Annotated in this window: 17 protein-coding genes; 1 reads left to right on the forward strand and 16 read right to left on the reverse strand. The window is 35.2% G+C overall.

The annotated features are described in order from the left end of the window. Window positions 1-87 precede the first annotated feature (87 nt). From EKM79_RS02240 to EKM79_RS02275, 8 genes are all read right to left on the reverse strand, one after another. The gene (locus tag EKM79_RS02240) at window positions 88-984 is read right to left on the reverse strand and encodes a peptidoglycan recognition protein family protein (protein WP_125565514.1); all 897 of its coding nucleotides are present in this window, start codon (window positions 982-984) and stop codon (window positions 88-90) included. Window positions 985-1,120: 136 nt separating this feature from the next. Then, the gene (locus EKM79_RS02245) at window positions 1,121-2,770 is read right to left on the reverse strand and encodes a sensor histidine kinase (protein ID WP_125565515.1); all 1,650 of its coding nucleotides are present in this window, start codon (window positions 2,768-2,770) and stop codon (window positions 1,121-1,123) included. A 2-nt stretch (window positions 2,771-2,772) separates the two neighbouring features. Further along, complete coding sequence (locus EKM79_RS02250; protein WP_125565516.1) at window positions 2,773-3,435, reverse strand: response regulator transcription factor; 663 nt, start codon at window positions 3,433-3,435, stop codon at window positions 2,773-2,775. Window position 3,436: 1 nt separating this feature from the next. Then, a protein-coding gene (gene prfB, locus EKM79_RS02255; protein ID WP_246005600.1) for a peptide chain release factor 2 occupies window positions 3,437-4,553 on the reverse strand; the annotation gives its coding sequence in 2 pieces (ribosomal slippage) (window positions 3,437-4,480 and window positions 4,482-4,553; 1,116 coding nt in all). A 43-nt stretch (window positions 4,554-4,596) separates the two neighbouring features. Further along, window positions 4,597-6,957 (reverse strand): preprotein translocase subunit SecA, encoded by a 2,361-nt coding sequence (gene secA / locus EKM79_RS02260; protein ID WP_125565518.1) that lies wholly within the window; start codon window positions 6,955-6,957, stop codon window positions 4,597-4,599. Between the two features lie 202 nt (window positions 6,958-7,159). Beyond that, window positions 7,160-7,708, reverse strand: coding sequence for a ribosome hibernation-promoting factor, HPF/YfiA family (hpf, locus tag EKM79_RS02265; protein ID WP_125565519.1), 549 nt, complete (start codon window positions 7,706-7,708; stop codon window positions 7,160-7,162). 93 nt (window positions 7,709-7,801) lie between these two features. Further along, window positions 7,802-8,482, reverse strand: a complete 681-nt coding sequence (locus tag EKM79_RS02270; RefSeq protein ID WP_125565520.1) for a ComF family protein — start codon at window positions 8,480-8,482, stop codon at window positions 7,802-7,804. Then, window positions 8,479-9,783, reverse strand: coding sequence for a DEAD/DEAH box helicase family protein (locus EKM79_RS02275; protein WP_125565521.1), 1,305 nt, complete (start codon window positions 9,781-9,783; stop codon window positions 8,479-8,481). The genes EKM79_RS02270 and EKM79_RS02275 overlap by 4 nt, the downstream gene beginning before the upstream one ends. Window positions 9,784-9,812: 29 nt before the next feature. Here EKM79_RS02275 and EKM79_RS02280 point away from each other — a divergent pair, with 29 nt between their 5' ends. Then, on the forward strand, window positions 9,813-10,442 hold the full coding sequence (locus tag EKM79_RS02280) for a YigZ family protein (RefSeq protein ID WP_125565522.1): 630 nt from the start codon (window positions 9,813-9,815) through the stop codon (window positions 10,440-10,442). Between the two features lie 54 nt (window positions 10,443-10,496). On the opposite strand, the gene EKM79_RS02285 is transcribed toward EKM79_RS02280, so the two are convergent. From EKM79_RS02285 to yfmH, 8 genes are all read right to left on the reverse strand, one after another. Then, window positions 10,497-11,582: a glycosyltransferase family 4 protein gene (locus EKM79_RS02285; protein ID WP_125565523.1), complete on the reverse strand. Its 1,086-nt coding sequence runs from the start codon at window positions 11,580-11,582 to the stop codon at window positions 10,497-10,499. Between the two features lie 155 nt (window positions 11,583-11,737). Next, window positions 11,738-13,303 (reverse strand): ribonuclease Y, encoded by a 1,566-nt coding sequence (gene rny, locus EKM79_RS02290; RefSeq protein ID WP_125565524.1) that lies wholly within the window; start codon window positions 13,301-13,303, stop codon window positions 11,738-11,740. 127 nt (window positions 13,304-13,430) lie between these two features. Beyond that, window positions 13,431-14,561 carry a recombinase RecA gene (recA, locus tag EKM79_RS02295; RefSeq protein WP_125565525.1) on the reverse strand — a complete coding sequence of 377 codons (1,131 nt, stop codon included), beginning with the start codon at window positions 14,559-14,561 and terminating at the stop codon, window positions 13,431-13,433. Window positions 14,562-14,657: 96 nt separating this feature from the next. After that, the gene (locus EKM79_RS02300) at window positions 14,658-15,212 is read right to left on the reverse strand and encodes a nicotinamide-nucleotide amidohydrolase family protein (RefSeq protein WP_125565526.1); all 555 of its coding nucleotides are present in this window, start codon (window positions 15,210-15,212) and stop codon (window positions 14,658-14,660) included. Window positions 15,213-15,235: 23 nt separating this feature from the next. After that, on the reverse strand, window positions 15,236-15,820 hold the full coding sequence (pgsA, locus tag EKM79_RS02305) for a CDP-diacylglycerol--glycerol-3-phosphate 3-phosphatidyltransferase (protein WP_125565527.1): 585 nt from the start codon (window positions 15,818-15,820) through the stop codon (window positions 15,236-15,238). A gap of 117 nt (window positions 15,821-15,937) precedes the next feature. After that, on the reverse strand, window positions 15,938-16,795 hold the full coding sequence (locus EKM79_RS02310) for a helix-turn-helix domain-containing protein (RefSeq protein WP_125565528.1): 858 nt from the start codon (window positions 16,793-16,795) through the stop codon (window positions 15,938-15,940). A gap of 65 nt (window positions 16,796-16,860) precedes the next feature. After that, window positions 16,861-17,580, reverse strand: a complete 720-nt coding sequence (gene ymfI / locus EKM79_RS02315) for an elongation factor P 5-aminopentanone reductase (RefSeq protein WP_125565529.1) — start codon at window positions 17,578-17,580, stop codon at window positions 16,861-16,863. Window positions 17,581-17,590: 10 nt separating this feature from the next. After that, entirely contained in the window at window positions 17,591-18,817 is a 1,227-nt protein-coding gene (gene yfmH, locus EKM79_RS02320; protein ID WP_125565530.1) for an EF-P 5-aminopentanol modification-associated protein YfmH, read from the reverse strand. Between the last annotated feature and the right edge of the window lie 7 nt (window positions 18,818-18,824).

An 18,824-nucleotide genomic window follows, 5' to 3' on the forward strand; every position in this document is an offset into this window, starting at 1 on the left:
TTTAAAAAATATAGTTTTAAAAGCTGATATACAAGCAAAAAAGAGAGCATCCATAAAAAGGATGCTCTCTTTTCAAAATATTTTTAACTAAATAACGTATGTAGTATCAACCCATTCATTAGTAGCAACACGACGATATTTAACACCATTTGATTCGGTGGTCTTATCAGTTTGCCAATCTGTATTATTCATCAAAGCACGATTTGTAACACGAGCAAATGTACCATCAGATCTCAATGCCATAATTGGAACGTAGTCACCATTTGGATTGTTTACACGAAGGACATTTGTATTTGATCCAGTATTACCATTACCACCATATACATTGCCATAACTCTTCAAGTTATTATAATAATATGAGATCATAGCATTCATTTCATCCATACTATAACCTTGAGCAGCAAAGTATGTATCTGGATCAACGTGTGTTGTCTCATGATACATCAAACTTACCTGATGGTGAGATAGAACTGTTTGACCAGGAATATCTGGTAAGCCATATTGAATTAATTTAGATGCCACATAAAATGCATCATTTGCAATCGAATGTGCGAAGGCGTCATATCCATTTACACGACAAAGCTCAATCTGGATATATTTATTATTAGCAGTTGGGCCGGCACCCCAAACACCATAATCAGCACTATGAATATTAATTGTTTCTTTATCATCTGTAAAAGCATGTACATAGGTTTGCTGTGTCTTCCAGTTATTATTAAAGCTCGTAACAAACTGCTCAGCATTAACACCAGGAGTAGCTGTTTCATGAACAACGACACCTTCTGGTTTGCCGACACCATTTTCATAACCAAACCACTCATTAAAAGTACCTTCACGATATTGGATCGTAGCTGGTTGAATCTTATTCGAAATTATATAATCATTTACCCCAGCTTTAGCTTCAGTATTGTTTGCTCCAATGAACAACATTCCAAAGAAGACGGATAAAATACTGAAAAGCCAAATCTTTTTCCCCTTAGACATACAATTCTCCCTTTTTTCAAAAATTTCTACCTAACAACTATAACTTAGATTTGTATTTCTGCGAACCCTTTTTGAGGTTACGTTTTGATTACAAAAAAAGCAGAATTCCAAAACGGAATCCTACTTTATCTTGTAATTATAATGGAATATCAACCGTAAACTTAGAACCTAATCCCATATGAGATTCAACCGCAATTGTACCATTTAATGTATCAATAGTTTCTTTAACGATTGCAAGTCCTAAACCAGTACCGCCAGTTTCCAAACTTCTTGACTTATCAACACGATAAAATCTTTCAAAAACTCGGTTTTGGTCATCTTCTGAAATACCTATACCAGTATCTTCAATGACAAACTTAATTCTATTTTCAATTTCATCATGATGGAATTCCATTGAAATTTTGCCATTTTCCTTGTTATAGGAAATAGCATTCTTAATTAAGTTACCAATAACCAAATCAATTTTCTCTTTATTAATAGTTATATTCTCATTACCGAAGAACTTCTTATTGATGGTAATTCCATGTTTCTTAATTGGAATGGCTAAACTATCAATAATCTTACTTATGTCTTCTTGCATATTAACTAATTGAGTTTGATCGTTATCCTTTTTAACTTTTGAAAGTGACAAAATATCTTGAATCAACTCTGTCAACCTGACACTCTCATCATTAATAATGTGTAAGAAATGATCGAGTTTTTCAGGGTCATCTTTTGCACCATTAAGCAATGTTTCTGAGAAACCTTCGATAGAAGTTATTGGAGTCTTTAACTCATGACTCACATTATTAACAAAATCTACTTGCATCTGTTCAAATCGACGACTTTCAGTCAGATCATAAAGAATAACTAATACTTGCTGATCAAAATCTTCACGAGAATGAACTAGACGAATAACATTTGCATCAACATACTTTTGAGAATTACCAACTAACTGAATCTCACGATGGTGGTTCTTATTCTTTCGTAAAGTGTGCTCAATCATTCTACTTAAACTATATGTCTTAACATCCTCAATAAATGGATGGATATCATTCGAAATATTTTCGTCCAATAATCCAGCCATCGCTTGATTGTGCATCAACACTTCACCTTGAGAATTTAATAGCATTACACCGATTGGCAAATGTCCAATCAAACTCTTGAAACGGCGTTCACGTAATCTAGCATTATCCCTCAATTCATTAATATCCATGCTGATATCATTGGTTTGTTCGACCAAATCATACAATTCATCATCTGGAGATAGAATTAAAGATGCCATATCTTTATTCTTACGAACACGTTTCAGATTATCAGTGACACTCTCGATATCTTTACTCAACATCTGGCGCTTACGATAAAAGAACAAAATCATGGAATCAGTCACGACAAAGTAAATAAATGCGACCATTACAAATGAAAATGTATCTTGATTCCACAATCGCTTGTATTTCTTAGCGACAACATAATGATTTGAACCATGCATATAATACATCGTACGAGTTCCAAAAGTATTATTGGTTACAAAGTTCTGTCCGGGTGTTAAACGTCCACGATGAATCAAATCATACGCACCCTTCTCTAAACCACTATCACGTTTTGTTGTATCCACATAAGAAAGGCTGGAATATCTTGCCGCCTGTTCCTGTGTATGATTCTTCTTTAATTCACGATAAGACACGGTTTCTTCCGCAAACATATCAGTTTGAGAATTACCCAAGATATTATCGGCAAATACTGACAGTACTATAAATACTATTACAGAAATAGCGATTGCAATTGTTGGTCCTAATTTTTTCCCCATTATTACACCTCTAAGACGTAACCGAATCCGTGTACGGTTTTAATTATTTGCGGATCTTTTGTATCTTTTTCAATTTTATCACGAAGATGACTAATTTGAATATCAACCATCCTCAATTGAGAATTAGAATTTAATCCCCAAACATTATCAAAAATCTGGTCTCTTGAAACAACTATTCCTTTATTGTCTAACAAGAACTCTAATAATTGATACTCTTTACGAGTTAAAGGTATTTCAGCACCGTTGATCATCAAACTTTTAGCTGCCTTATTAAGCGCAAAGTGCGTCTTATCTGATTCTGACGTTCTTCTCAATACTACTTCGATACGTGCTAGTAATTCTTTGACACTGAATGGCTTAGTAATATAGTCATCAGCACCACTTATTAATCCTTCAATCTTATTTTCTTCAGCATCTACTGCTGTTAAAAATATTACTGGAGTTGCATTACCATCAGCTCGGACCCTTTTGAGAATCTCAATCCCACTTATCTTAGGAAGCATCTGATCCAACAAAACTAAATCAAATTTTTCCATTAATATTTTATTAAGTGCATCTTCACCATTGGTAGAACTATCAACGTCATAACCTTTAGCAGTTAGGTTATACTCGATCAATTCTAAGATTGATGCTTCATCATCTACAACTAAAATTCTTTTTGGCATATTATTCTGGATTTTCCCCTTGAAGTTTCCATTGTAAGTACGCATAAATGAACGGATCTAAATCACCGTCCATGACAGCTTGACCATTACCGGTTTCATAGTTAGAACGATGATCCTTTACCATTGTATAAGGATGGAAAACATAAGAACGAATCTGTGAACCCCATCCAATATCCATTTGTTCACCTTTTATTTCTGCGTTCTTTTTGGCTTGTTCTTCTTGTTCTTTTTGGTACAACTTAGCTTTTAACATATTCATAGCCGTTTGTCTATTTTGAAGCTGTGAACGTTGAGCCTGTGAACTAACTACAATTCCAGTTGGTAAATGAGTAATTCTAACAGCCGATGATGTTTTATTAATATGTTGGCCACCAGCACCTGATGAACGGAAGACATCAACACGCAAATCATCGTCATTTATTTCAACATTAATAGAATCATCAAGCTCAGGCATGACATCGACAGAAGCAAATGATGTATGTCTTCTTCCGGCTGAATCGAATGGTGAAATTCTTACTAATCTATGAACTCCACGTTCAGATCTCAATAGTCCATATGCATTTTTACCTTTGATCATCATAGAGACGCTTTTAATTCCAGCTTCATCACCAGGTTGATAATCTTCAATTTCCACTGAAAATCCATGTTGATCCGACCAGCGTTGATACATACGTAACAACATTGAACCCCAATCCTGTGATTCTGTTCCACCAGCACCTGGATGGATTTCCAAAATGGCATTATGTGAATCATATTGTTCTGAAAGAAGCATATTCAATTCATATGACTTCATCTTACCTTCTAAGGATGCTGTATCATCTTCCAATTGAGTTAGAAGATCATCTTCAGGATCATCATTATATAGTTCCTCTAGCACTTGCAAATTCTCAAGATCTTCATCCAAATGCTTGAAGTTATCATACTTATCTTTCAAATCATTTGTTTCATCAATAACAGCTTGAGCACTATCATGATCATCCCAAAATCCATTCTCAGCCATTTTGGATTCATTCTCAGCAATCGATTCTTCCAGGCTGTCTAAGTCAAAGAGACCCCCTGAATTGACTGATTTTGTTTTCAATGTTACTTATCTTAGTTTTAATTTCTCCAAATTCCATAATTACACCTTTATAAAAAAAGCAGGCCAAATGGCCTGCCGATTTATCTTTCCATGTTTTGTCTAATTTCGGCCTTCATGAATAATCTGGTTACATCATATTCGATATCTGAAACCATTTCTTCGAACATACGATAACCTTCTTCTTGATATTCAACAAGTGGGTTCAATTGTCCATAACCACGTAGACCAATTGATTGACGTAATTGATCCATTGCATCAATATGATCAGTCCAGTGCTCATCAACAACTCTAAGAATAACAACTTTTTCGAATTCAAGCATTTGTGATGGATCCCCAAGTTGTTTCTTCTTATCTTCGTAGTTCTTATTAACAAAGTCCATTAGGTACTTAACAATTTCGTCAGCTGACTTCAATTGAAGATCAACTACACTGAAATCTTTGTCGTTTACTAAAGCTGACTTAGCAAAGTCAACAATTGCATCAAGATCCCATTCTTCTTGCTTACCTTGAGTGTGTACATCAACTTGTGCCTTAATAGTACGCTCAATCATAGGTAGAAGAACACGGTCAAGATCCTTATCTTCAGTAATGACTTCCATTCTTTCTTTATAGATAACTTCACGTTGTTCACGCATGACATCATCGTATTGCAAAGTATTCTTACGAGTATCGTAGTTATTACCTTCAACACGTTTTTGAGCAGATTCAACTTGACGTGTCATCATCTTACTTTGAATAACAGCGTCATCGTCTTCAATCTTCAATGCTTTAAGAACACGCTTGATTCTATCTGAACCAAAACGCTTCATCAAGTCATCTTCAAGTGACATGTAGAATTGTGTAACACCTGGGTCACCTTGACGACCAGATCTACCACGAAGCTGATTATCAATACGACGAGATTCATGACGTTCTGTACCAAGAACACACAAACCACCAACTTCTTTAACGCCAGGTCCAAGCTTAATATCAGTACCACGACCAGCCATATTAGTAGCAATCGTAACAGCGCCACGTTGTCCGGCATTCATAACGATTTCAGCTTCCTTGGCGTGGTTCTTGGCATTCAAGACAGCATGTGGAATACCTTCTTTATCTAACAACTTAGATAGATATTCTGAAGATTCAACCGCAACAGTACCAACCAATAATGGTTGACCTTTTTCGTGACGAGCTTTGATATCTCTAACAACGGCAGCAAATTTGCTCTTCAATGTTGGGTAGAGAACATCTTCCTTATCATCACGGATAACTGGCTTATTTGTAGGAATGGAAATAACTTCCATGTTATAAATTTCTCTGAATTCTTCAGCTTCAGTCTTAGCAGTACCAGTCATACCTGACAACTTATCGTACATACGGAAGAAGTTTTGGTATGTAATATTGGCCATTGTCTTAGTCTCATCTTGGATCTCAACACCCTCTTTAGCTTCAATAGCTTGGTGCAATCCATCAGAATAACGACGACCATCCATAACACGACCAGTAAACTGATCAACAATCTTAACTTCGCCATCTTGAACAACATAATCAATATCAAGCGTCATAATATAATTAGCACGCAAGGCTTGATCCAAATGGTGGTTCAAAACAGTATTATCAATGTCATATAAATTATCTAAGCCGAAGTAATCTTCAGCCTTTCTAATACCTGTTTCTGTTAAACTAATTGACTTTGTAGGCCAGTCAATCTTGTAATCATCTTTTTCAAGAGTCTTAGAGAATCTATCTGCACGAACATACATAGCTGTTGATTTTTCAGCAGCACCAGAAATGATCAACGGTGTTCTAGCCTCATCAATTAAAATTGAATCAACCTCATCAACGATGGCATAGTGCAAAGGACGTTGTACCATTTGTTCTTTATAAACAACCATGTTGTCACGTAAGTAATCGAAACCTAACTCACTATTAGTTGAATAAGTAATATCACAATTATATGCGGCACGCTTTTCTTCTGAATCCAAACTGTTAACGTTAAGACCAACACTTAGTCCTAACCAGTTGTATAATTCACCCATTTCCTTAGCATCACGGGATGATAAGTACTCATTAACTGTAACAACATGAACACCTTTTCCAGCAAGGGCATTCAAATAAACTGGTAATGTGGCAGTCAAAGTCTTACCTTCACCAGTTTTCATTTCAGCGATGTTACCTTCATGAAGCGTAATACCACCAATGATCTGAACTCTAAATGGAAAGAGTCCTAGAACTCTCTTAGCACCTTCACGGGCTGTAGCAAAGGCTTCAGGCAAAATGTCATCCAATGTTTCGCCATTCGCTAATCTTTCTTTAAATTCAGGAGTCTTAGCTTGAAGTTCTTCGTCAGAAAGTTTGCTGTATTCATCAGCATAGCTTTCAACCTTATCGGCAATCTTGCCCATACGTTTGACTTCTCTTTTATCGCTTTCGACCCATCTTCTTAATGGATTTGCCATATGTAATAATCTCTCCTAAATACTAAACATACTCTTAATAGTAGCATTTTTTTTAAATGTTTTAAACTCGGATTTTTATAGAGTCTTCCAGAGTTAATATAATACACCATAATTTTATGTTTTTGTTGTAATTTGCATAAACTTTACACAACTTTACAATAAAAAAAAGCTAGGACATTTCTGCCCTAGCAATCGGAATTTCCTATTCGTTTGTTTCAATCAAACCATACTTACCGTCATTACGTTTGTAAACGATGCTTGCACCATTAGTTTCAGCATCTTCGAAAATAAAGAATTCATGTCCAAGCATTTCCATTTGTAGAACTGCTTCTTCAGCGTCCATTGGTTTTAGAGATAGACGTTTTGTTCTAACGATTTGTGATTCGTCTTCTTTTGCGTCTTCTGCAGAAACATCATCTAAAGGAATGTCCTTGATACTTCCTTGTTCACGTCCCTTACGATTTACACGTGTCTTAAACTTCTTAACTTGTCTTTCAAGCTTATCGGTTACTAGGTCAACACCAGCATACATGTCATCATTCATTTCTTCGGCTCTTAGAGTCATGTATGGAAGTGGAATTGTTACTTCAACTTTTGTACCCTTTGATGGATATGTTTTCAAATTAACATGAGCGATTGGGCTGCTGTCTTCACTGAAATATTTTTCCATTTTTGATAGTCTTTTTTCAACGTAGTCACGAATTGATTGTGTTACCTCGATATTTTCACCACGAACATTAATTGTTAACATAAGAATCTCTCCTTCCGACGATAGGAAATTAAAGAGTGTATCTACTCTTCAATTTAATTATATAGTTCTTACGAGAATGTGACAACGGTTTCACTACCTAGATAATGAAAAAGTACAAATATTCTTAAAACCGGCTATTTCGAGAGCACTTCTTGCATGCATCATCGTACGTCCAGTTGTATAAATATCATCCAATATTAAAATGCTGTTTTTCGTTGATATATCAACATTATTTGAATGAAGATAAAAGGTTTGAGGCGTTTGAAGTCTTTCATAGCGGTTTTTCTGAGCTTGAGGCTTATCAGCATCCAATTTAACTAACATTGGCGTTAAGTCAAACACATCATGGTACATTTCCCATACCGGATCAAAGCCACGCTCTTTTAAATGCCCATTACTTGCAGGAATATATGTAACTAAATCGAATTTATGATACTTAGACCATTTGTACAAGTCTTTAAAAAACAACTCTGCTAATAAAATATCGCCATACCTTTTATAGTTTTTAAAATAACTATGTATGAACCGATTATACTCAAACAATGACTGATGACAATTGATAATTTGATATTTTTTCTCCCACAACAAACAATCCTGACAAATATTATTATCAATAGTTTTAAAACACCTAGAACATCCCTTTTCTGCACTCAATATTATTAATCGACTTCTACAAAACTGACACAAATTATCTGGGATCATCTCTTCTATGCCAAAGAGCTCTTTCAATGACCAATTATTAACTAAAGAATTATTACAATTTAAGCACTTCATTCTTTTATCCACCGATTAAGATATTTTATTTCTGAACACGACTGCTTAATTTGGCGATTATAGCTTTGGTAATAAAAATAAACATCATCATCGTGATAAGTTTTGTCTCGGCCAGCTCGACCAGCTATTTGAATTAACGATGTCTTTGAAAACTCGGCAGCATCAGCATCAATGACAATTACTGTAATGTGTTTGAAGGTTACTCCACGTTCCAAAATAGTCGTCGTCAGTATTGCCTGTACTTCTCCAGATCTAAACTTACTAACTTTATCTAAACATTCTTCATCGCGGGAACTAACATCTACAAATTTTAAATCTGGAAAAATAATCCTTAAATTATTAGAGAATTCCATCATTTGTGGAATTTTAGGAAAAAACAGCATGAATCTTTCGTTATTATTTATCAATTCTTTTATTTTCCATCTTAATCTTGGATTTATTTTTTTATAATCACTAGATTTAAACAACATGTGACACTTAGGTACAGGTAATGGATGACCATGAAATCTTTGATATAATTTAGAAATGGTAATATCTTTAGAATCAACCTTTTTCAATAGTTCTTTTGGCGGTGTTGCTGACAAATAAACAGTTTGACCATTTTCCTTAACAGACTTCTCAATTGCCTTATGGAGCATTTCACTGCCTGCCAATGGATAAGAATCCACCTCATCAATAATTAACACATCAAAAGCTCGTTCAAACTTAATCAATTGATGTACAGTTGCTAAAACCACTTGGGTAAAGCTGTAAGGAGATTCACTTCTACCATGGAATAATCCCAAACTAATATTTGGGAAGGCCTTTTGAATACGTGGATGCAATTCAATACAGACATCTATTCTAGGTGAGCAAATAGCGACTCGTTCACTTTTTGAAATTACCTGATTTATTAATGGAAATATCATCTCTGTTTTTCCAGCCCCTGTTACTGCCCAGACCAAATGATCTTTATGATTACTATTTGCCTTAATTAACTCCTCTGAAGCTTTTTGCTGCATAACTGTTAATGTACCATTCCACTCTAATGCATCATTCACAGGAGCAAAGGGAACGTTTGAGGGGGTTATTATCAGCTCATCATTCTCAGATACTTTTCCAAGATTGATACAACTTCGACAATAATTACTTTTTGATTTAATATTTTTCATATCAATTGTCATCAAACATCTTTGACATTTACCAGCAACTATTCCTGGCTTGCGCTTACAACCTATATTCATTAAAAAGTTGATTTCTTCATCAGACAAACTTGCCGAATTAAATATTCGACCACCTAAGTACATATTTAAATTATTCATATACTAAATTACGAAAGGAAGTTAATTTTTTGCAAAATTACAAAACAATTGCTAAAACAGCTAGCTTTGAGAAGGATATTAAAAAGTCCCGATTCATTGCTCATATATCCCAAACCTCAACTGAAGAAGAAGCAAATCAATTTATTCAGAAAATTCGAGAGCAAGAATCTGGAGCTACTCATAACTGCACTGCGTTTATCGTTTTAGAAAACATTGAAATTGAACGCATGTCAGACGATGGTGAACCAAGTGGAACAGCTGGTTCTCCAATTTTAAACGTACTGCAACAAAATAACTTAAAAAATGTCACGGTTGTTGTCACCAGATACTTTGGTGGTATTAAGCTAGGGGCAGGAGGCTTGATACGTGCTTACTCATCAACAACAGCTGACGCTATCAAAGAAATTGGCCTAGTCGAAAATCGACTTCAACAAGGATATGATTTAACCATTCCATATCACTTGTATGATAAATTCGAAAATTATGCTAAAAATGAAAAAATAACCTTAGAAAATAAGTCTTTTTCAACTGATGTTAGTTGTGAAATATTTTTAGATCTAGAAAATCACAATGAAATTACCCAAGACATAACTAATCAATTCCAAAATCAAATAAAATTTAAAAAAAGCGACCAAGTCTACAAGCAAGTTGCAATTTAAATATCTCTTTAAAAGCAATAGAGCTGACAACCCAAACTGGATTGTCAGCTCTATTTAGTCTTTCTTTTCTAATCTCTTAACAAATTTTTGAATAGCTCGTAATAAAGGTTGTCGATTGTCGCCTATCAGACCAATTGATTCAACAAACAATTCCAAACCTATCAATACGCCTATTGTCAGTAAAACGCTACCCCACAGACTTGAAAGTGGGTACAACAATGAAATAAATGCGAAAACTAATGATAAACCATAAATAACTAAAACTGTTTGTCTATGCGATAAACCTAATTGCATTAATCTATGATGCAAGTGATGCTTATCTGCTTGAGTTATTGGCTTCTTATTCAAGAATCTTCTTAACATCGCATAAACAGTATCAGTAATTGGAACACCTAATATAACGACTGGAATCAGCATAGTAATAAATGTAACATTCTTCAATCCCTTAAGTGAAAATACAGCAATCATAAAACCTATGAATAATGCGCCAGTATCACCTAAAAAGATACTTGCAGGATGGAAATTATGTGGTAGGAATCCCATCAGAGAAGCTACCAAAGCAAAGATCCAAATTGATACATAAACGTTAGTTATATTTAAGAAGAAGTAACCGACGATTCCCATGGTGAAAAGTGCAATTATCGAAACACCAGTGGCTAAACCATCTAATCCATCAATTAAATTAACCGCATTAGTAATGGCTAGAATCCAAATGATGGTTATTGGGAAACTCCACCAACCTAGATTAAATGACCCAAAGATCGGTAAAACAATCTCATTCATCTTAATACCGGCCAGGAAGTATATTACTAAAGCAGCGGCGAAGATACCTGCCATTTTTGCCTTTGGAGATAATTCTCTAATATCATCAATTATTCCGGTCAGAATTATAATACATTCAGCCAAGAAAACACTGAACAGTTCATGACTAGGGAACTGATTTCTCAACAATACAAAAGTTGAGAACGTGAAAGCAATAAAAATGGCCAATCCACCCATAGTAGGCATTGGCTTCTTATTAACACGGCGAGCATTAGGACTATCTACGGCACCCAAAATGTAAGCAAGTTTAATTACAAAGGGAGTTATTACCGCTGACAATATCATTGTCAAAAACAAATATACAATTACATTAAACATACATGGATTACCCCCGAAACTCACTTTCTCATAATATTTCAATTATACAATAATTGTGTTAAATACTAAAACCTAATTAAAAAAAAGACCGCAACTCATCTAAGTTACGATCCCCCTCCAAATAAAATCTACCGAAGTTAAACTTCCATAATCCCTTATTTGGCTAATTCAACTTTTCTAACCTCACGTACGACTGTAACTTTAATATGTCCAGGGTATTCAAGATTATCTTCAATTTCGTTTTTAATATCACGTGAAAGAATTGCTGCTTGATCATCAGATATCTCTTCAGGCTTAACCATGACACGAATCTCATGACCTGCTTGGATAGCATAACAATGATCAACCCCATCATGCTTGTTAGCAATTTCTTCTAGTTTTTCTAGACGGTGAATATAATTCTCCATTGACTCTGATCTAGCACCAGGTCTTGCGGCTGAAATAGCATCAGCTGCAGCAACGATAGTTGCAATCAGAGACGTTGGTTCAACATCGCCATGATGTGAAGCAATCGTATTAACGACTACTTCTGGTTCTTTATACTTAGTTGCGATATCCACACCTATTTCTACATGTGATCCGTCAACTTCACGATCAATAGCTTTACCTATATCGTGTAATAAACCTGCTCGTTTTGCCATCATAACATCTTCACCCAATTCAGCTGCCATTACGGCGGATAATTTAGCAACTTCTATTGAGTGACTCAAAACATTTTGACCATAACTTGTACGATATTGCATACGTCCAATAATCTTGATTAAATCAGGATTAATCGAACTGATACCCAAACTATAAATAGTTTGTTCACCAATTTCACGGATGTGATCATCCATTTCTTTTCTAGCTTTATCAACCATTTCTTCGATACGAGCTGGATGAATTCGTCCATCTTCAATCAACTTCTCCAAAGCCATACGGGCAATTTCTCTTCTAATTGGATCATATCCACTAAGAGCAACTGCCTCAGGAGTATCATCAATAATCAAATCAATTCCTGTTAGGGCTTCAATCGTACGAATATTTCTACCCTCACGACCGATAATTCTACCCTTCATGTCTTCATTTGGTAATGAAACGGTTGTAACGGTAGACTCTGATACGGTATCTGCGGCACTTCTTTGAATAGCGGCAACAATCAATGCTTTTGCTTCCTTATCAGCATATTGTTTTGCCTGTTCATTACTGTCATTAATCATCGTAGCACGTTCATGTGTTAACTCTTTATTCAAATTACCTAGAATAATCTTTCTCGCTTGATCACGAGTTAAGTTACTTACCCTAGTTAATTCCGCCTTTTGTTCTTCAAGAGTTGCAGTCAATTGTTTGTCTTTTTCATCAAGCTTATGTTGACTAGCAGCAATATGATTCTCGTTCTTTTCGATATTTTCCTCACGCTTTTCAAGCGATTGGTCTTTTCGATCCAAAATATCTTGGCGTTCAAGAGCACGATTTTCTTGTTTCTGAACATCTCTACGACGTTCCTTTAAATCATTCTCTTGCTCTTCACGATACTTATGAATTTCATCTTTTGCTTCAAGCAGTGTCTCTTTTTTTAGAGATTTAGCTGCCTTTTTAGCATTTTCAACGATATCATCAGCTGTTTGTTTAGCTTGTGAAAGTTTTTTTTCATAGGCATCTTTACAGAATGCATATCCGAAAAAGATACCTACAATTAATGTTATTAACGCGAAAGAGAAGGTTACGATAGCATGATACATGCCATCACCTCCAAATCGGTAATTATTTATTTGTTTGTAAAAGCAATTATTACAGAATTTTTACATACAACGTTTATATTATAGAATAAATATCCTCTGTCAACCAAATAAAAAGCAAAAAAGAGACCTATTTGGTCTCTTTTTCTTCAGGAGTACCCAAATCTAGTTCTGTACTCGCTGTTTTAGACGTATTTTCTTTATCTTTTTTTGTATCTTTTTCTTTGGAATCTTTTTCATCAGTATCTTTATTATCATCATCGGACTTGCCATCCATATTGTAAGCATCACGTACTAACTGACGAATCTCTGCCATCTTATCAGGATTCTCTTGTAAGTAAGTCTTAGCATTCTCACGACCTTGCCCGATACGTTCATCATTGTACGAGTACCATGAACCGGCCTTATTGATAATGTCCTTTTCAACGGCCATATCAACCAATTCACCGGTTTGTGAAATACCCTTACCGTACATAATATCAACTAAAGCTACTTTAAATGGTGGAGCAACTTTATTCTTAACTACTTTGATCTTAGTTCTATTACCAATAACATCAGAACCGTCTTTAATTTGTTCTGCACGACGTACTTCTAGACGAATAGTTGAATAGAACTTCAAAGCACGACCACCTGGAGTCGTTTCAGGATTACCAAACATGATACCAACTTTTTCACGAATCTGGTTAATAAACAAAGCAATTGTCTTTGTCTTATTTATTGAACCAGATAGCTTACGCAAAGCTTGTGACATCAAACGAGCTTGCAAACCAACGTGTGCATCACCCATGTCACCTTCTATTTCAGCACGTGGAACTAAGGCAGCAACAGAGTCAACAACAACGATATCAACAGCACCACTCGATACCAAGGCATCAGCAATCTCTAAACCTTGTTCACCAGTATCAGGTTGAGACAACAGTAAGTCATCAATATTAACACCTAATGCTGTGGCATAGGCAGGGTCCATCGCATTCTCAGCATCAATATAAGCTGCTGTACCGCCTTCTTTTTGTACTTCCGCAACAGCGTGAAGTGCGACGGTTGTTTTACCTGAACTTTCAGGTCCATAAATTTCAACAATTCTACCACGTGGAAATCCACCCACGCCTAAAGCATTATCCAATGCTAAAGAACCACTTGATACAGTCGAAATTTGGGTGTTCAAATCGTCACCCATTCGCATGATGGCACCTTTACCAAAATCCTTTTCGATTTTCTTTAAGGCAACATCTAGTGCTTTTTGTCGTTCATCTTTAGCCAAATTGTTTTCCTCCTAATGCATTCATCATTAGTATCTTATTAGTAATTATTCAAAAAAGCAAGAAAAAAGCGAACAAATGTTTGTAATAAAAAATAATTATTGATGAATGAGTCTTTGTACGAGAACAAACGCTGTAATAACAGACTTTAAACGTACTGCCTGTCTTGAACCCTCAAAATGAAATTCTCTAGCAACACCAGAATCTTCGTTCTTGTCATAGACACCAATAAAGACGGTTCCTACCGGACTACCTTCGAGTGGGTCTGGACCAGCAACACCGGTTAAACCTACACCAATATCCGCACCAACAATCTTCGCAGTATTCTCTGCCATAGCCTGAGCTACAGTTGGACCAACGACGGTACATCTCTGAATAACTTCAGAACTAATATGCAATAGTTGTGATTTAGATTCATCAGAGTACGTTACAAAACCACCTTCAAAGATCTTAGATGCACCTGGTACATCAGCAATCGATGACTGAAACATCCCTGCGGTCAAACTCTCAGCAGCTGATATTCTTAGATTCAGCTTTTGGAGCTGTTTAACTGTATCTTCTGAAATTGATTTAAAGTCTTCTGGAATTCCAGATTCAAAATCAGCGGATTCTATTATTTCACGAAATTGAGCAAAAGTTTTTACGTTTTTCATTGTCCTCACTTCTAAATTACGTTTTATTTTTTGAAAAGGTCTCTAGATTGAATAAAGTAATCTGCACCAGAGTACAAAGTAAAGAATAGACAAATGTATAGGAAGATCTCACCCATAGGAATATTAATTGCAGAGAAGAATATATTATGCAGTAACAATAAAATAATAGCTAACATTTGTGTAGTAGTTTTGATCTTACCTGGCATTTGGGCAGCCATAACTTTGCCACCTTGCTCTAGGACAAGCATTCTCAATCCTGTAACAGCTAATTCACGACAAACAATAATTGCAATAACCCAAGCTGGAGCCATCTTTAACTCTACTAGGAAAATAAATGCTGTCATAACTAGCATTTTATCAGCTAGTGGATCAGCAAATTTACCGAAATTAGTAACAATATGATTTGCACGAGCAATCTTTCCATCAGCCAAATCAGTTAATGATGCAACGATAAATACAACAGTTGCTAAAACATGATTAACAGGAATAAGGTCGTTAGCAACATAAATATCCCCCATGCTTTGCCAACTAAATGCCAATAAAATAATAAAGATAGGGATCAAGATAATACGGAACATAGTAAGTTTGTTTGGTAAATTCCATTCCATTTTTAGATTTCCTCCGATTTTTTACAAAATAAAATGAGGCTGGACACAATGTCACAACCTCATTATTTTAACAGGCTGGGACATATTGTTTAAGCCTCTTTATTTTTTCTTAATCAATTACTCAACATTAAATGTCAATGTTTGAACAATTGAACCGCTGCTAACACTGCTCAAATCAACAGACTTACCATCAACAGATACTTCTGTATTATTAATATTACCTGTTTGAATTGAGAATGTTGATGTATCGCTTGTAACCTTTGATGTCTTCTTTTCGCCAGAACTCAATGCCTGTTGCCAAGTTGTTGTAGAACCTTCTTGGAATTGAATCCACGCTTGTCCACCCTTGGCTGTAACAACTACATTGGCACCGTCAGAAGGTAGATTCTTAACTGTATAAGTACCCTTTGTACTTGATTCTTTAACAGATAATTCATCTGACTTCTTTTCACTTGATTTAGTTGATGAGTTAGATTTCTTATTCTTAGTCGAAGAAGACTTCTTAGTACTTGAACTCTTCTTAGAAGCCTGTTCAGTATTGTCCTTAGGTATGGTTACTGTTGAAGCACTTTGACTTCTGTGAATCATACCAAAAGCAATTACACCAATAATAACAACAACAATTATTCCAACGATAATTTGTGGAATATAATTACCTAAATTAGAAAAGAATGAACTTGATTCTTCCTTAATAGATCTAGTATTATTTTCCTCATTTTGAGTTGGTTCTTTTGGCTGTGAGTCAGGAATCTCTGACTTGTACTCTTCTAAAAGTTCGTCACTTGAAATACCCACAGCATCCGAATATTGTTTGATAAATGCGCGCACATAAAAATCGCCAGGCAAATGATCAAATTGTCCTTCTTCAATCGCAATTAAATATCTCTTTTGAATTTTTGTGACTTGTTGTAAGTCATCAATTGTGTATCCTTTTTTTATACGTGCATTTCTTAATTTTTGGCCAATTTCGTCCATTATTTACCACCGATTAACTAATTTTTCTAAGTATAACATATATTATTACTGAACTACTAGCGACGTTATAACAACCATCCACCAGCAAAATAAATCGTTTGTCCTGTCAAATAATTGGACTTGATATTAACTAAATAACTGACCAAGTCAGCTATTTCATCAGGATTTGCCAATCTATCTGCAGGAATCTCTTCCTTAATACTTTCTAAGTCTTCTGGTGAAAACTCAGCATTCATCTTTGTGTTCACAGCGCCAGGCGCTACAACGTTGACAGATATACCTAACGAAGCTACTTCTTTGGCATATGCGTCTGCAAATGAAGTCATAGCACCCTTAACAGTACTATAAACAACTTCCATAGCTGAACCGATTTTACCATAGATAGAACCAATAAAAACAACTCTACCATGATGTGTTAAAGCTAACTTATCTTGCAAAGCTTTCAAAATCAAAATCGGCAACTTAATATGAATATTCCACAATGCATCAATTTCAGATTCTTCAATGTCAACTAGTAACTTGTAGAAGGTATTACCTTGTGCAAATACAATTGCATCTAATCCGAATATTTGTTTAGTTAGGTCTTCTACTTTATCTGATTCCATATCAAATCGTACTGGAATAAAATCCTGATGTGGATACTTCTCAGCCAATTTTGTTTGCAAATCAGCAATTCGTTCACGATTCTTATTATAGTGTAAGTACAAAGACCAGCCCTTTTCGGCCAGAGCCTTAGCAGTACTTGCGCCTATATCACCGGAGCTTCCCATGACTAATGCGTACATAAAATACTTCCTATTTTGGCAAAATATTGTAGTAGGTACAATTATCGTCTGTGATAAATTGGTGAGCTACTTCTAAAACATCATTGTAACTAATTGAATCAATCAAAGAAACCAATTGCAAATAATCGACATCATAAAAATACAATTCTGCCATTTGATTAGCAATTGCATCTGGAGAATTTTGCGCAAATAGATATGATCCAATCGCGTCGCGTTTAATCCGTTCGAATCTTTTTTCATCCAAAACATCTTTCAGTTCATTGAATGATAAGTGTTTTCTTAAGTAATCCTGGAATTTCTCAGGATAGTTAGTTGATCCACTTACAATGATAAAGCAATAGTTGTTTTCTGCAACAACATTATAAGAAAAACTATCATCAATTATGTTTAAATTACTCATTTTTTCATAATTATCAGATGCTTCACCAATCAAAGTCTCCATAATCATATTCAATTCGAACTGAAGCTTAACTAGCTCAGGCTTTGATGCATCAGTATTTATTCTAATTCCGTATGCTGAGCGGCCTTGACTGATCTCCATAGATTCATGACCACCATCACCAATTGGTTCAAAGTTTTTCTTTATTTCTGATTTTATTTCTGGTAAATCATGAAAATCAGAATTTGCAACTATATTTTCAATTTTTTCAAAATCAACATCCCCGACAATCACCAGATCCATATTATCAGGTCGATAATTTTGCTTATAAGTATCTAACAAATTATCCTTGTTTATCCGCTGTAAAGATTCACTAGTACCAGCAATATCTTGAGCAATAGGATCATTTGGATACAACTGTCCTAAAATTCTTTGTTCTAAGACCCATTCAGGCATATCCAAATACATTTGAATCTCTTGATCAATAATTCCGCGTTCTGATGCAACATTTTCTTCCGTAAAATGTGGATTTTGAACTAAGTCTAATAATACTTTCAAATTATCATATGGATTCTCCAAAGTTTGGAACAAATAAGCTGTCTTGGTGTAACTAGTATATGCATTCGAATTAGCACCATATTCAGCAAACTTTTCAGATACATCATATCCTGGTTTAGCAAACAATTTGTGTTCAATAAAGTGCGCTATTCCAGCTGGAAGTTCACCATTACGAGTATTAACGGATCCAAAATCCGTCATAGCAAGGCCATAAACTTGATTGTATCCGGGTAAGGGAACCACTTCAATCTCGTAACCATTTTTTAATTTTTTGGAATACTTTTGTAATTTGTCGGCCATTCTACTC

Source organism: Companilactobacillus insicii (assembly GCF_003946015.1).
Taxonomy (GTDB): domain Bacteria; phylum Bacillota; class Bacilli; order Lactobacillales; family Lactobacillaceae; genus Companilactobacillus; species Companilactobacillus insicii.